The organism is Candidatus Aquicultor sp. (genome assembly GCA_036504445.1).
Taxonomy (GTDB): domain Bacteria; phylum Actinomycetota; class Aquicultoria; order Aquicultorales; family Aquicultoraceae; genus DASXVE01.
This window is the reverse complement of the sequence record DASXVE010000025.1, coordinates 45,641-61,256: the sequence shown is the minus strand read 5'-3', so window position 1 is coordinate 61,256 and position 15,616 is coordinate 45,641. Positions and strand designations below refer to the sequence as shown.

The 15,616-nt window shown below is 51.2% G+C and carries 14 protein-coding genes; 6 read left to right on the top strand and 8 right to left on the bottom strand.

The annotated features are described in order from the left end of the window. Window position 1: 1 nt before the first annotated feature. From VGK02_07760 to hoxE, 5 genes are read right to left on the bottom strand one after another with little or no spacing between them, the layout of a single operon-like run. The gene (locus tag VGK02_07760; protein HEY3374939.1) at window positions 2–1,453 is read right to left on the bottom strand and encodes a Ni/Fe hydrogenase subunit alpha; all 1,452 of its coding nucleotides are present in this window, start codon (window positions 1,451–1,453) and stop codon (window positions 2–4) included. A gap of 10 nt (window positions 1,454–1,463) precedes the next feature. Then, window positions 1,464–1,997: a hypothetical protein gene (locus VGK02_07755; protein ID HEY3374938.1), complete on the bottom strand. Its 534-nt coding sequence runs from the start codon at window positions 1,995–1,997 to the stop codon at window positions 1,464–1,466. Continuing rightward, on the bottom strand, window positions 1,997–2,713 hold the full coding sequence (gene hoxU / locus VGK02_07750; GenBank protein ID HEY3374937.1) for a bidirectional hydrogenase complex protein HoxU: 717 nt from the start codon (window positions 2,711–2,713) through the stop codon (window positions 1,997–1,999). Before hoxU ends, VGK02_07755 begins: the two co-directional genes overlap by 1 nt. Next, entirely contained in the window at window positions 2,691–4,412 is a 1,722-nt protein-coding gene (locus tag VGK02_07745; protein ID HEY3374936.1) for a NuoF family protein, read from the bottom strand. Before VGK02_07745 ends, hoxU begins: the two co-directional genes overlap by 23 nt. Then, complete coding sequence (gene hoxE / locus VGK02_07740; GenBank protein ID HEY3374935.1) at window positions 4,409–5,005, bottom strand: bidirectional hydrogenase complex protein HoxE; 597 nt, start codon at window positions 5,003–5,005, stop codon at window positions 4,409–4,411. Before hoxE ends, VGK02_07745 begins: the two co-directional genes overlap by 4 nt. Window positions 5,006–5,444: 439 nt before the next feature. Between hoxE and VGK02_07735 the strand changes: the two genes are divergently transcribed. The 5 genes from VGK02_07735 (at window position 5,445) to VGK02_07715 (ending at window position 9,082) form a co-directional block, all read left to right on the top strand. Further along, entirely contained in the window at window positions 5,445–6,986 is a 1,542-nt protein-coding gene (locus tag VGK02_07735; GenBank protein HEY3374934.1) for a hypothetical protein, read from the top strand. Window positions 6,987–7,049: 63 nt separating this feature from the next. Next, a complete protein-coding gene (locus VGK02_07730) occupies window positions 7,050–7,214 on the top strand; it encodes a hypothetical protein (protein HEY3374933.1) in 165 nt (54 codons plus the stop codon). Window positions 7,215–7,425: 211 nt separating this feature from the next. Further along, window positions 7,426–7,749, top strand: a complete 324-nt coding sequence (locus VGK02_07725; protein HEY3374932.1) for a helix-turn-helix transcriptional regulator — start codon at window positions 7,426–7,428, stop codon at window positions 7,747–7,749. Beyond that, the gene (locus tag VGK02_07720; protein HEY3374931.1) at window positions 7,750–8,529 is read left to right on the top strand and encodes an ImmA/IrrE family metallo-endopeptidase; all 780 of its coding nucleotides are present in this window, start codon (window positions 7,750–7,752) and stop codon (window positions 8,527–8,529) included. It abuts the gene before it with no gap. Further along, window positions 8,519–9,082: a hypothetical protein gene (locus tag VGK02_07715; protein ID HEY3374930.1), complete on the top strand. Its 564-nt coding sequence runs from the start codon at window positions 8,519–8,521 to the stop codon at window positions 9,080–9,082. The genes VGK02_07720 and VGK02_07715 overlap by 11 nt, the downstream gene beginning before the upstream one ends. A gap of 4 nt (window positions 9,083–9,086) precedes the next feature. Here VGK02_07715 and VGK02_07710 read toward each other — a convergent pair whose 3' ends face one another. After that, window positions 9,087–9,476, bottom strand: a complete 390-nt coding sequence (locus VGK02_07710) for a hypothetical protein (GenBank protein ID HEY3374929.1) — start codon at window positions 9,474–9,476, stop codon at window positions 9,087–9,089. Window positions 9,477–10,368: 892 nt separating this feature from the next. Between VGK02_07710 and VGK02_07705 the strand changes: the two genes are divergently transcribed. Next, on the top strand, window positions 10,369–11,061 hold the full coding sequence (locus VGK02_07705; GenBank protein HEY3374928.1) for a DUF6308 family protein: 693 nt from the start codon (window positions 10,369–10,371) through the stop codon (window positions 11,059–11,061). Window positions 11,062–11,115: 54 nt separating this feature from the next. Here the strand turns inward: VGK02_07705 and VGK02_07700 are convergent, their stop codons facing one another. Beyond that, window positions 11,116–12,096, bottom strand: coding sequence for an HD domain-containing protein (locus tag VGK02_07700; GenBank protein HEY3374927.1), 981 nt, complete (start codon window positions 12,094–12,096; stop codon window positions 11,116–11,118). A gap of 61 nt (window positions 12,097–12,157) precedes the next feature. Then, window positions 12,158–15,616 (bottom strand): UvrD-helicase domain-containing protein, encoded by a 3,459-nt coding sequence (locus VGK02_07695; protein ID HEY3374926.1) that lies wholly within the window; start codon window positions 15,614–15,616, stop codon window positions 12,158–12,160.

Sequence of the window (15,616 nt, the reverse complement as noted above, 5' to 3'; positions counted from 1 at the left end):
CTTAACCCCGAATAACCTCGTCCAACACTGCTCCATCCGGGCCGACGAGCTGCACCCGCATCGCCATCTGGCCGACGGCGTGGCTTGCGCAGCTCAGGCACGGGTCGAACGCGCGGACGACCGCCTCCAGCCTATTGAGCACACCTTCGGGTATTTCGGGGCCGGTGATGTAATGTTTGGCTACCTGCAGCACGCCGCGGTTCATCGCGTAGTTATTGAAACCGGTCGCAATGACGAGGTTCGCCCAGGTGATTAGGCCGTCGTCGTTGATTTTGTAATGGTGGATGAGCATCCCGCGCGGCGCTTCGGCCACGCCGATACCCTCGGAGCAGTTGGGCTCGGCTTTTGCCCGGGCACGTCTGCCCAGAATTTCCGGATCTTTTAACATCGCTTCGATCTTCTCAATCGAGTAAAGAACCTCAATAAGCCGGGCATAGTGGTAATAAAACGAGCTCAAGACCACACCTCGCTCAAGGGTTCGAAACTCGGCCCACTCCTGGGCTGCATGCGGCATATCCACCTTACCAATAATATTCAGGCGGGCGAGCGGCCCCACACGCAGCGAGTTTTCCGGGGGCGGTAGGTGCTTATACGAAGGGAATTTCATGTAGGTCCAGGGCACCGCTATCTCGCGGATAAAGTCCTGGTAGCTCGAAGGATCGAGCTCATCGGCTATGGTGGCGCCGGAAGAATCGACAATTCGAACGAGCCCGTCGCTGTACTCGAGCTCGCCATCCGGACCTACTATCCCCATGAACAGGGAGGGGAAGCACGCAAAGGCGCGGATCTCCTCGCGGAAGTTTTCCATCGCTTGCTTGAACCAGATAAGCGAGCGCTGTGCCGCCGCCAGAGCCCCCGGAATCATTGCCTGCATCTGCTCGCGGGCTTCGGCGGAGAGGGGAGTGGCAACGCCGCCGGGCACGATCCAGCCAGGGTGGACGCGCTTGCCGGTGCTTGCCAGATGGGCGATAACCGATTGACCGAATTTGCGCAGGTAAACCCCGTCGTACGCGAGCTGACGGTTGGCCTCTAAAACGCCGTAGAGGTTACGCTTTGCCGGATCGGCGTCCATCCCCAAGAGAATGTCGGGGGAGGAGAGATAGAACAGGCTCAGCGCGTGCGACTGGATAACCTGGGCGAGATTGGCGAGTTTTCTCAGCCGCATTCCCGCGTTCGGCACCCGCACGGATAAGATCTGATCGCACGCCTTGGATGAGGCTATAGCATGGCTTACCGGGCAAATCCCACAGATGCGCTGCACGATAAAAGGCATCTCGTAGAAGGGGCGCCCATCACAGAACTTCTCAAACCCGCGAAATTGGGTGAGGTGAAGGCGGGCGTCCTCGACCTGTCCGTCGTCATTGAGGTGAACGGTTATCTTGGCATGCCCTTCGATACGGGTTATCGGAGCTATTTCGATATTTTTACGCGCGCTTTCTGCCTTTTTTGCCATATCGCGCCTCCTATCCGAAGCGATTCTTGATATCCGGATGACGTCCTTCCAGCAGTTCGACCAAGGTGTAGTGAATCAAATCGGCCGAGGGCGGGCACCCGGGAATGTATACATCGACGTCGATAATCTCGTGAATCGGCACCGCGAAGGGGAGAAGCGGAGGGACGTCCTCTTGCGGCAGCACGATCTCGCCCTCCGAATTTTCGATGAACGCGCGGTGTATCACGTCGTGCATCTTGAACGGGTTGCGGTAGGCGACGATGTTGCTCGTCACCGCACAGTCGCCGAGTGATACAAAGGTCTTGGTGCTCGCGCGCATGGTGTGGGCGAATTTGCGCTGCTCTTCATTGCCGATACACCCCTCGACCAGGGCGACGTCGACGTCTTTAGGATAATCTTTGGCATCCACCAGCGGGCTGTATACCAGCTCGATCCGGTCTTTGAGCTCGAGAAGCCGATCGTCCATATCGAAAATCGACATGTGACATCCCGAGCACCCGTCGAGCCATACCGTCGCCACCCGCGCTTTATTTCTCTCTCTCATTAGCGCTCACCCCGCATGATTGTTAAGTAAGGCAGGAAGGTGTGCTCTCTTCGCGACTCGGTGCGCGATAAGCCCTTTTCATAAATGGCTCCGACCGGGCAGACGTTTACGCACTTGCCGCAGCTCGTGCAGGTTCGCGACTCACCCCACGGCTGGTTGAGGTCGGTGATGACCTTGTCGTTGACGCCACGGCGCATCATGCCCAGCGTATTGGCGCCTTCGATCTCCGAGCATGCCCGTATGCAGCGGGTGCACAGGATGCAGCGGTTGTGGTCGAGCACGAATTTATCGTGTGTCGAGTCAATCTCAAGGGCCTGGTAGAGGTAGGGGTAGCGGATGTGGTCCACACCGAGCTCTAACGCCAGCGCTTGTAGCTCGCAGCTTCTGTTGGCAACGCAGATCGCGCAGATGTGGTTTCGCTCGGCAAAGAAGAGCTCGAGAATCATCTTGCGATATTCATGTAGGCGCTCCGAGTTCGTCACAACCTTCATACCCTCCCAGACCATGGTGGTGCATGCGGTGAGCAGCTTCGGCACGCCTTTTACCTCGACGAGGCACATACGGCATGACCCCACGTTGGTGAGACCGTTGATCTGACACAGCGTGGGTATGCGGATGTTGTTCTCGCGCGCAACGTCAAGAACCGTCTGGTCCTCGCGCCCGGCGCAATCGCAATCATCTATCCTAAGCGTTTTAACTCGAGGTTCCCGTCTCATCTCGCACCTCCAGGTCTTCTTCGTATACATCTTTACCGGCGTTTTTAAACTTGCACACGCCGGCCGGGCAGCGCCTCTCCTCAATGTGCGCCCGGTACTCATCGCGGAAATATCGCAGCGTGGAGAGTACCGGGTTCGGTGCCGACTGGCCGAGGCCGCAAATGCTCGCGTTCTTAGCCAGGCCGCAAAGGTTCTCTAATAAACCGAGATCCTCCATGGTCGCCGTGCCATCAGTGATTCGCTCTAAGATGGCGTGCATCTGCACGGTTCCCACCCGGCAGGGGATGCACTTGCCGCACGACTCCGACTTACAGAAACCCATAAAGTATTTCGCCACGTCAACCATACATGAGGCATCATCCATGACGATCATGCCGCCCGAGCCCATGATCGAGCCGGCCTGCTGCAGCGATTCAAAGTCGACCGGTAAATCCAGGTGCTCTGCCGGGATGCAGCCGCCGGATGGCCCACCGGTTTGTACCGCCTTAAATGTGCGCCCGTCCGGGATGCCGCCGCCGAGGTCATAGATGACCTCGCGAAGCGGCATACCGAGCGGCACCTCGACGAGACCCACATTATTGATCTTGCCTACCAAGGAAAACACTTTGGTTCCTTTGCTTTTCTCGGTACCGATCTTCGCAAACCAATCGCCGCCGTTTCGGATGATCGGCGGGATGTTGGCCAGGGTTTCGACGTTATTGATCAGCGTCGGGCGACCAAACAGGCCGCGCTCGGCGGGGTAGGGCGGGCGCTGCTGCGGAAGGCCTCGCTGCCCTCCGACCGACGCTATAAGCGCCGTTTCCTCACCGGTGACGAACGCCCCGGCGCCGTAGCGCAGCTCGACGGTGAAGCTAAACGTGGTGCCGCCGATGTTGTGCCCGAGAAAGCCGAATTTCTCGGCCTGTTTGAGCGCGATTTTCAAGCGCTCTATCGCAAGCGGATACTCCGCCCGCACGTAAACAAATCCCTTGGATGCGCCGACCGCAAACGCACCGATTATCATGCCCTCGATGACCTGGTGCGGATTGCTCTCCAGAATGCTGCGGTCCATGTACGCGCCGGGGTCGCCCTCGTCGGCATTGCAGATAATGAACTTCTCGCCGCTACTGCTAAACGCCTTGGCGACGGTGCTCCACTTCAAACCGGTCGGGTACCCGGCACCGCCCCGGCCGCGCAGACCGCTCCGGGTCACCTGGTCGATAACTTCCGCCGGGCTCATTTCGGTGAGCACATCGAGCACGGACTCGTAACCGCCGACGGCGATATAGTCTTCGATACGGTCCGGGTCGATCAAGCCCGAGTGCTCCATGACGATCTTTTTCTGGCGGGTGAAAAACTTACTATCCAACCGGAGCACGACACCGTCAACTAGCTCGTTGCTGTTACCACCATCGTGCTCCGCACCAAGGCTCTTAATTATCGCTTCGGCATCTTCAGGCGTGATGCCTTCGCGAACCTCGCCTTTGGTTTCGAGCACGACAATCGGCCCTTGAGAGCAGAGGCCCACACAGCCCACTTTGCTCACGAGCACGCTGTCTGCGAGGCATTCTTTATCCACTTCCTTTGTAATGGCCTCTTTGACCAGGTCGCTTCGAAGCGACAGGCAACCCGACGCCATGCAGACGTTGATCTTGTGCTTATATTTCTGCTTGCGCTCCTGTTCGGCTTTGCGGATTTCCGCAAGCTCATCGTGCGTCATTCGGCGGTCACCCCTTCAATGATCGGATTTTGCGGGGCGGGGCCTTCGGGAGGCGTGGTAGGGATACCTTGCGGCGGGCTGCCGGCTGCCTCTTCGACGATGTCGGTCCACTCGTGCACCTGTTTCTTGATGGCGTCCGGGGTAACTTTTGCCGCGATTTCACCGTCGTAAACCGCCGCCGCTGCGAGCCCGCACGCGCCAAGGCACCTGGCGGTTAGAACCGATACCTTGCCATCGACGCTTGTCTCGCCGGGTTTTGCCCCGGTAACCTCCTCAACGGCGTCGAGCAAATCCTGAGCACCCTTGATGTAGCACGCCGTCCCCGTGCATACCACGCAGGTGTGTTCGCCCTGGGGCTTTAGCGTGAAGAAGTGGTAAAACGTCGCTACGCCGTACACCTGGCTCAACGGCACGCGCAGCGAAGCGGCCACGTAATTCATCGCATCAATGTCAAGGAAGCCGAACGTTTCCTGAACCGTATGCAGCACCTGGATAACCGCGTCCGGCGCATAACCGTATTGGCGCATCGTTCTGTCGACAAGTTTCCACCTCCGGTCGTCCGAAGGCGGTGAAGGCTTCTCGAAACTTATCAAGGGAACCATCCTCTCAGTGGTTGCCGTAAAGCTTTGTTTCTGCAGAACCTTATATTTGCAGGGTTCTGGATTCGCAAAAGCGCTTGTCGCTTTTGCATTTGTTTTTGTTATATGTGTTGATACCCATGTACGGTGTGAATTATTGGCGGAAGTGATCTGGCTTTGGTTGCAGGCAATAAAGGCGAGCTGTTTTGTGGAGAGACGGGAATGCAACCAGTGACGCTTCATGGCTGGTGCTTGGATAGAAAGGTGCTGTTTAACAAATACATTGCTGCATATGCACGAATCTCCATTGAAACGCTTCTGCCTTTTGCAGGAATTATCTCTACTATAGGTGAATGCTAGATGGTGGCTAATAAGTCGTATTATGATAAGCAAGCATCATACAGCATAACCATCGTAAGGTTAGTATCCACACAATAGGCTGGGAGTCTCTTAAATGGAATTTGCTGATCTTGAGCTGAAGAAATTTAAGCTTGAGGAACCTGAAAGCATTGCCACTATGATCATAGAGTGCTTGTGTGCAGAATGCACTGAAAATGTTCTGAAGGATGACGATGACAAGGAGCTGCTTTTTAGCCTACTGAACGGAATGAAAAGTAGAGGGCTCGGCTATGCAGAGTTCAACGAGATATTGCTTCTGCTTAACCAGGATAGGGTTAGCATTGGGTTTTTCGAGTTCTTCTTTTCAGACGGGACCATTTCGTTGGTAGAGTTGCAGGAGGGCATCAAGAGGTATCGCGCTCATGCTTTGCTCTATTTTGGCAACTTCAAATCCGCTTATAAGCAGCTTATTAGAATGACTGAAAGCGAGATCAGTAGTTTCGTTAAAGACCGTTCATTTGTGCCACCCGATCTCTCAATTCGCCCGCCAATAGCGGTCGAGGTGGCACCAATAAACAGCAGTGAGACCTGGTATACGGGCTATATAGCGCCTCGCGTTATAAAACGACAGGGCGATCAAATTGATGAACTGATCAACAACTGGCCTGAAAGCAAAGAAGGCCTGCCAGGCGTTGAGTTCGAAAGGCTGGTTGAGGTTGCAGAGATATATCATACTGCAGATGCCAGACGTAAGGAAGTAGCAGCAGTCGCGACAAGGAATACAGATATCTACTTGACCTGGGATTACATGGATATTTATATCGCGACCTCTATGCGGGCAAGATGGGAATTTGAAGAGACAGCAGGTTTTATCGAGAGACTGTTTGAAGATAAACGTCTTAAACCGCTCAATCTCAGGTATTTTGATCCGACATCGTCGCTGTGCGCTGACCGAATCGACAAAGGTTTGATCGAAGGCCTGATGGTAAAGCGCGCTTATTGCACGGTATATATGGCGCAAGAAACCGACACAATGGGTAAAGACTCTGAACTGGCGGCGACTTTAGCCCAAGGTAAGCCGGTCATAGCTTATATTCCTTCTATCGATATTGAAAGGCACACAGATAAGATCAGAAAATACCCGCTCGATTATTTCAAAACCAGATCGCTTATACTTCAAGCCGAAGGCATATTTGAAGACGAAAAGTGCCTACCAGATCTAAAAGCGTTTGATTTGGATTATGACGTAGTGATCAATAAATTCCATGAAGAGCTGGAAATTCACAGAAAGGCACAGCCTTTTCTCTTATGGCAAGAAAAAGAAGATGAATTCAAGGCACGGAATCGAGAGGTTTTCGACAAGATGTGCCGAATTCTCTCTATTGCCGAGCATCACAATTACGAGAAACGGGCAAGAACGCTGCGAGCGATCCATCCGCTTGCCTTGCAGGTCAACTTGGCGTCAGGTGTATCCAACGGCGTTTTAGTAGTTCGGAGCATCGAGCAATGTGCCGATCTACTATTTGGGATATTAACAAATGCGATAACGTTTACGGTAAAGCGCTTAGAGAATGATGGTTCGGGTATGACTATCCTTGAAGGATATCTCGGGCTGTCCCTTTCGGGTAGTAACAGATTATCAGAAGCTCACCAATAGCTTCTGGAACTTCTATTTAGTTTGATGTTTTGAATATGTTAGTATTGAATGTGGAGGTAAATTATGGTAAAAGTCATTAAGACAGGGGAACCAGGTCCTGCGAACCTCACGTGGGAGGATAAGAACCCTTCTTCATACTTATTTAATACTGGCGTTCAGGACAAGCTGGGCCAAACGATTAGCAGAGCCAAAGAAGAACTACAGAAGAACGACTCGAGCAAGAAATAGCCATACAACATATCCCCCATGCCAGCGAAAACCATACATTTAATAAGCTCATAAGAGTGGCGTGCATACTTCAAGGTAGATACCGCTTATCTGTGACGCACTCGCGATAAGGTAACCGCTAAAGGTTTGTCTGGAAATGTGCTATAATAGCACATAATATTGTTTAATAAAGTGCCGATAGTGTAATATATACACTAAAGGAGTGGCAAATATGCTAAATGAGATAACATTGGGGCAAAATATAGAGCAAGCAAGGGTCAACGCTGGTTTAAATCAGCAGCAGCTTGCCGATTTAGTTGAGCTTGATCGCTCGGCAATATCGCGTGTTGAGTCTGGGAGCAGAAAAGTAGACAGCATAGAACTGGTTAAGATTGCCGCAGCGTTAGGTGTAACCGAGTTATCCCTTCTTACTGTTCAAGAAACAGAAGCGATTTATTTGCGTGCGCCGGAAAGTGAACCGGAATCAATTAAGCAGCAGATTAAGTGGGTTAACGGATTCTTCGAGAATTATGAGTTTTTAAAGGAGCTAGGTTAGGTGGCAGCTCCGCAGTATACGCTTGAAGTCAGAGGCAAAGCTCAGGAAATCCGAGATCGTTTTGGTCTGGGAGTCGACGCCATAAGTGACATCTTTCATTTCCTTGAAGAGCAAGGCATTTTAGTTGCAAGAAGACCGATGGGTGAAGATGGCCCGGATGGTATTTATGCTAAACATAATGAAGATGTGTTGATTGCGATAAATAATAGTCGGACTCTAGGAAGACAGCGATTTACCGCAGCGCATGAATACGCCCATCATTTGTTTGATAATGACGGGCTTACAATAGATCATGATATCTTCGATGCGGCCACGATTGCAGAAAAAAGAGCTAATGCTTTTGCGGCACACCTCTTGATGCCTGAATCTGGTGTGCGTTCTGTCCTTGGCATATATGATTCCCCGAGGCAGTTGACGCCACACGATGTAGTCCACTTACAACGGCATTTTGGCGTCAGCTATCAAGCAGCTTTATATCACATCCTAAACTTGGGCGTTATTTCGAAGCGAACGAGGGAAGAGTGGGTGACTCTGAAGCCAAGAAAATTAGCCCTCGAAATTGGCTATTTTGATGTATATGAGGATGCTGACAAAAGCATCAAGCACCTACCGGCCGCTTTCGTGAAGCGAGCCATAAAGGCTTATGAGCAAGCGGATATTTCCTTAAACAAGCTTGCTGAGCTTCTTGAGAAAGATCCCTCTGAGCTGCATGCATTTCTTGTTGACAGAGGCATATCACAAAAAGAACCAAGCATCCTTGAGGGCGCGGATGACGTCTAAAAAGGGCTATGTTTTTGATACCACAAGCCTAAACTACTTTGCCCGAACTAATTGCCTGCATTTACTAAGGGATAATCTAACAGCATCCCATATCCCCAAAGAGGTAGCAATCGAGGTCGATCTTGGCATCAGCGAATATCCGGATATTGCGCAGAGCCTTATGGCAATTCGAGAAGCCGATTGGTTGCAGACGCTGGAAATTACTGAGCTTGATAACCTCGATCTTTTTGCCAGGTTAATTCGTCGCTGGGGGAAGGTGGATCGAAACAAAGGTGAAGCGGCTGCGCTTGTTTTAGCTAAGAGATATGATCTCGTAGCGGTTGTGGATGATGCTGTTGCCAGGAGGGCCGCTACTACATATGGGATTCCATATATCGGGACTGTCGGTTTGCTTGCGATGTTTGCGGCAAACGGCTCTATAAGTCCTGATGAAGCGTGGCAGTACCACGATGAGATGACAAGATTACCGCTTGGCCCATATTGGAGCCCGATTAGCAGTAGAGCCGAGTTTGATGTGCTCTTAGATAGTATGAGTAAAAGGGTGGAACTGTAGGGCTTCATACCTGGGCTATCCGGTATCTGTAAAGAAAGCCGGTTGCTTTAAATTCTCTGTATCTATGTTGATCTGCGACAATGAAGAAATCTGTATAGAAATCCTGTAACTCCACAAACTTCAAGAGCGAGTTATGAATATCTGTTGAGTGCTCGACCTCAAAAAAGCTTGCTGGCATTTGTCTTAGGTTAAACCAGGTCACATCTACTGTCTGTGCCTTATTAATAATATGGTTGTAGCTGAACTGGCATATAGAGTCAAGCGTAGTTATTTCACAAAGTCTCTTATTGAGAAACCGCTTGTTTCTATCCTGGTTCGGTACAAAGGTGTTGAGTTTCTTAAGGTTTCCTATTTCAACCAATAACCCCTGGTAATAACTATGGTTGAATTCCAAGGCTTTTACGCCAGGTGCCGCATACTCTCCGTAATCTCGGGCGGCAGCTTGTCTCTATGAGACTTCAGCGCCCACAAACCTGGTTTAATCCTAAAAAAGTATTTATCATTTTGAACAATTCGGCGGATGCTGGCAAATGGCGTTCTCGTTTTCCACGCAATTTTTTGACCTTCAGGGCATTTTGGTATAGGTATCCGAGCGTTGCAATACCATCGTTTTCTGCCATTGTCCGGATAACCGCTTCGCGTTGGTTCATGCTTTCAGTATAGATCAGGCTAACCCTATCGACAACGAATTGGAGTGAAACCTATATTTGGCACACCCACAGTTAAGCTAATATCGACACTACGCATTCCTCAAAATCACTCGGTGCATACAGCCAAGCACTGAGCGCAGTCTCTTGTGTTTGCAGACGTCTTCGATAAATTCACCAATATGCATTCCGGCTTAACCGATCGTCTCGTACTCAAACAAGTACACTTCTGCTAATTCGCGTCAGCACTATTTAATTAAAAGCATCACCTCTAGCCTATGTAAATAACGGCAAAGTAGTAAAATTATAAAAAGACCTCAGAATAAATGCGAAATCTTACTCTCGATCAAATAATGTCTAACAGCGATTGCATGGATACCCTCGACGAACCACGCATTAAGCAAATTCAAGCATATGGTATAATTAGTCGATACTAACGAAGCTTCCGTCGTTGCAATTCCAGTAGATAATATCCCGCGCGACCTAGAAGAGTAAGCTAGGTCCCTAAGCGCAAGGCTAAAGTTTGGCTAATCGAGACGTCCGGCAAAATTGATGGGGCAACCGTTAAATTGAGAACCGGCGTTTTCATAGGTAACTAACGAAGCGCATAATATCAGCCTAAAAGAAAGAAGATGCTTGATGGAGAGAATAAGCGGAGAGCTCATATTAAGAAGTAACAAGGAAAACCAGGTAAGTATACCTGCCAAAGAGTTTGCAGACAAAGTGGTAGGCCTTCAATTCTTACACTTTTACGATGCTGCAGATGTAAAACAAGATAACGAAATATCGCCGCAAGATTGGACTGTCAGCATTCTGCTGAACGGTGTTCCTAATTGGAAGAATGTTCGTGACGCGCTTTGGGACGAAGGGACAAAAAGCAAGTGGCATGAAGTCAATGCGAAACTCGAGCAAGTTGATGCCGGCTGGCATCTAACTGACGAGGCGGCAAGCGAATATGAGGTAAGATTTAAAGCATTGCTCACAGAGATGCTTACAGTCAACGGTATTGGGTCGCCTATCGCTATCAAGATTCTTCATAAAAAGCGCCCGAATTTGATCCCGGTTGTTGAACGCATTGTTGCGCAGTTCTATTTGGGGTGGAGCTTGACATCGCAAGACAATGTCCAGCAAGTAGAGTCGGCTTCAAGTATTATATTTAATCACTTTAGAAACGATCTAGTGCTCGATAGCAACCAGGCTGCTATCGCCAAGATTCAAAACCGTATCTCAAGCGGTGATAATGGATTCAGTTTGACCGATGTACGGATTTTGGAGCTTGCGATTTGGTTACTGTCTGATACCGCAGGTCCCGGTAAAATTAATGCTTTGTAAATACGTATAGGTTTTTATTTCGTTACCATAGAATCCGTACCGACGACAGCAATTCTACTCCGGCAACAACGCCTCATTCTCGGTACTATTCAGCCTCTTCAGATACATAAAGCGCTCAAGAGGCTTAACATAAGAGCTCCACTCGGCATCCTCATCGGCGATCTCGTCTGCTTGCAAGAACATATTGATTTTTGCATCAGCGTCGTCGCAAAAGTGCAGAAGCAGGGCCTCGATCGTTTTAGGCCTTCGTGGTGATTGCAGCTCGTATGATCCGTGGTGGCTAAGGATGAGGTGGCTAAGCTGAAGCACGACCTCATCGGGGATATCGGCAAGCCCACTTGCCGCTTGTTTCAGCATTTCGTACCCAATAACATGATGCCCGATCAGGCGGCCTTCAGTTGTGTAATCAATCGATTTAAGATAGGACAACTCTTTAATCTTGCCGATATCGTGCAGCAATGCGCCGGCTACCAGCAAGTCGCGATTCACGTCGATGGGATAGTTTTTGGCGACGGAATCGCACAGGTTCGCCACGCTAACCGTATGCTCAAGCAGGCCACCGAGGTATGCGTGGTGGAAAGCCTTAGCGGCCGGTGCTTTTAGGAAGCTTTCGAAGACGGGATGGCTATCGAAGACGCGGTTGATCAATTGCTCGATATGAACATTCCGGAATGAGCCGATTAATGCGAGAAGCTCTGCTTGCAGCTCACCCATATCTTTGCCGGTTGTCGGAAGGAACTCGGCGTAGTCGATTTTGCCCTCATCGACGGGGCTGATGCTGTTTATCTTTATTTGCGGTCGGCCTGCAAACGACCCTGCAATTCCCGATATTTCAACAACCGATTCTACGCTGAAGAGATTGTAGGTCGCATCGTTTAAATCCCATATCCTTGCTTGGATAGAACCGGTCTTGTTCCCGATCAGGAGGTCGCCATAAGGCTTACCGTTTTTGTCCAGCTTTCTCTCTTTCTTAAAAACCAGGAGGCAGCAATTTACTTGTTCGCCATCTCTGAGCTTATTGAGATCGATAGTCATTAGTCATCCTTAATCGTAGCTACTTCTTAGCCTGATTATAAAACTAGTAAGCACTGGTTTGCTAGGCTAACGATTTGAATAGATGGGGCCCGGAGACTAAACTCCGCCGGCAGAAGCCCGCAACCCCGCAGAACCTGCACTTGCTTTCATCGTCCGTGAAAGGCCAGCTCTGATCGATGCTATTTATGGCGTCCACCATCGCCAGTAGCCGAGCCTCGTATGCTGCAGCCCCTTGTCGATCATAAGCACGGCTAATTGTCCGGGCTCCGTTTTCAAGCTCGACTACGGCCACCTCGATCCGCTCGGCGCCACTTTTCAGCAGTGCCAAGCCATAGATATCCATCTGCAGGCTATATTTTTCTTCAAGCGCCTCCAGGCTCGCGTGTTTGTTACCGGTCTTGTAGTCGACAATCAATGTGCGATCACCCTCTGCGGCCAGAGCATCGATACGGCCCGAGATGACTACGTCGCCGATCAGGAAGGAGAAGGATATTTCTTTTTGGATGATCGAAGCCCGTGCGAGCCGCTTAGCTATGGGCGATACGGCGAATTCTCCAAGGATGCCGAATGTGCGACTTATATCGCTTTCGCTCAGATCGGGATAATTTGCAAGAACAATCTCCACATTCTCGCTAACGGCCGACACGCCGTCTTCAAGCAGGACGGTGATATCTATGTTCTCAAATACCTCATGCACGATGGACCCGAACGAGGAAGCGGGGGGAGAGACCGCTTCGCCCTCGACGGGCGGCATCAAGCCGTCCGCTTTGGTGCCGATTATTCTCTTTAGATAGAACGCGTGCGGACACGCTTGATAATCCTTGAGAGAGGAATAGGTGAGTTGACGGACATGAAGACGGCTTACCGAATTAACCGGCGTGAGATCGATCACCGGTAGTGCTTCTTCAGCATGCTCCATGTCGGTGTCCGAACCATCTGCAAGGAGAATTACAGTCTTCTTGCCGGTATCAACGATAGCCCCAGGGCAGATTATACGGCAATCGATACCGCTCTCATGCCACGCATACGATCCACCGTCCCTTAGATCTCGAACGGTGTGGTGGCTGAGTTCAAGGGCCGCCATTAGCCACTCGACATAGGTATTGTTCTCGCTCTTGGCAGGGTCTTTCTTATCAATATTACAGATACCGGTTATAACCAGGCGCTCCTCGGCCCTCGTTATGGCGACGTGCAAGAGCCGCTTGTCTTCGTCATCGGTATCGGCTTTAAGCTTATCCTTTAGCTCGGGATAACCAGGCGCTTCAAAGGGCTTATCTATGCCGGCTACTTTGAACGCTATAGCGGGTTTCGCGGTGCGGAAAAGCACCATTTCGCTGCTACCAGGTGTGCCGTACATCGGTGCGCCCTTCGATAATGCGAGAAATACCACGGGAAATTGCAGGCCCTTAGCAGCATGTACCGTCATTATGCGCACTGCTCCGAGGTTCTCGTCGGCAAGGACGGCTTCGCCCTCACGGCTCGAGAGGCCCTTCTGTAGCGCGAGATAGTCGACGAAGCCCGCCAGATTGGGGCCGTGTACGTCCTCGTAGGCGTCGGCAAGGCGCATGAGCTTTCTGATGTTCGCATAGCGTAAGGTTCCGTTATGGTCCCGCATAAGCGAGCAAAGATCGTAGCCTGTCTCCGAGATTGCTTTCTCTATAACCGCAGAGAGCCCGGAGTAAGCGGCGAACCGCCGAAGCTCGTTGAGCATAGCGGCAAAGCGCTCAAGCTTTTCGTTGTCGGGCGTCTCAAGCGATACATTCTTGTCGATTACGGCGTGCCAGAGCGGGGCGTCGTCCCCGTTGATTCTTCCAGCCGCTTTCCGCATCAGGTAAAGTGCGTCATCGCTTAAGCGAACGCACGGTCCGCGAAGAACGCCGATGAGCGAGATATCATCATATGGGTTTACCAGTGTTGCGAGGAGATCTCGTACCTCGGCGACCTCATCGGTGGCGTAATAGCCGGTGCCGTCAACCGTGTGATAGGGGATACCGCGAAGCTTGAGGGCATCTTCGATCTCCTTTAGCTTGGTTCTCTTTGGGATAAGGATGGCGATATCGTTCGGCTCGTACGGGCTCTGGGCGGTAATCTCCTTAATCCGATCGGCGATGAAGTCGGCTTCGGCTTGTGCCGAAGAAACCTCTTCCCACGTAGTATCGACAACCGCAAGTTCAACTGCCGTACCCTCAGGTTGCTTGAAGTCGTCGTGAGCTCTACCCGGTTTGAGGTGCAGGTGGGCGTCGCCGAAGAACTTCGTACTGCGTCCGACCTGATTCACGAAGGCGAGCACTTCTTCGCGACTGCGGAAGTTTTCCGGGAATGTGACGAACTTACCCGCGCTCGTTTGCGTGCGGTCACGAAGACCCCTGAAGATGGAGACATCTGCATGGCGGAACTTATATATCGATTGAAACTCGTCACCAACGGTAAAGAGGTTATCGTTAGCGATGAGATCGATGAGGTTGCATTGGAGCCCGTTGGTATCCTGAAACTCATCGACCATTATCATTTTAAATCGCTGCCGGTAGCTCTGTTGTATCTCGGGGTGGTGCTCGAATAGATCCTTGGTCAAGAGCTGAAGATCCTCAAAATCAAGCGCGGAGATCTCCGCTTTTTTCTGCTGGTATATGGTCGAAAATAGGCGGAGAAGCTCGGCATAAAAACCGTAGTATCGGTGTGCCATATCCTCAGCGAGCATACGGTCGATTGTATCGAGCAGGTCCTTGGCCATGCCAAAAACCGTCTTGGAGAGCCCCGCCGCCATGCTCAGTTTAAACCTGCCGCCTAAACCGGGCAGCAGGCCGTAGCCTTGAATATCGAGGTAGGCGACCAGGTCCTCAGCGACACTGAAGTTGGTGATGTAGGTTTTCGGGCCGGCATCTCTGTCTGCTGTGCTCAATACTCCTGTGACCTCGTTTGTAAGCTCATCAATGACGACATTAATTTCCGACCGGTTCTGCGGCTGGGCGTCGGCCTCAGGAATACCATGTGAAGGATCGCTAAAACCGGCGCTTCTCAATGCGCCGTACAATGACAGAATCACATCTGCGAGTTTGTCTTTGCCGATCCGGTAGATGAACCCTGCACACCCCTCGCCGCCACCCGCGAACTCGTCCATAGCCTGCTCGATTGCCTCTTTTACAAGGGTTTTTGCTGCTACGTCTTCGACCACGGTAAAGTTGGGATCGATGCCTGCCGCAAAAGGATAGGCTTTAAGGACGCGTGAGCAAAAGCTGTGGATGGTGCTGATATAGGCATCGGGAAGCTTTCTGCCCGCCTCGATGAAGCCCACTTCCGCGAGACGCTTCTTCGTTTTGTCCTGAAGCTGGGCCGCAGCCTCGTTGGTAAAGGTAAGAGTGAGAATTTGATCGACCGGGATTTTATCATCCATGACGGCCGCAGCAAAGCGCTCGGTCATGGCTTTGGTCTTGCCGCTTCCTGCAGCGGCGCTGACAAAGACGTTACCTTTGCGTAAATTTATCGCTTCTTCTTGTTGGGGGTTGGGTTTAAACTCAGTCAT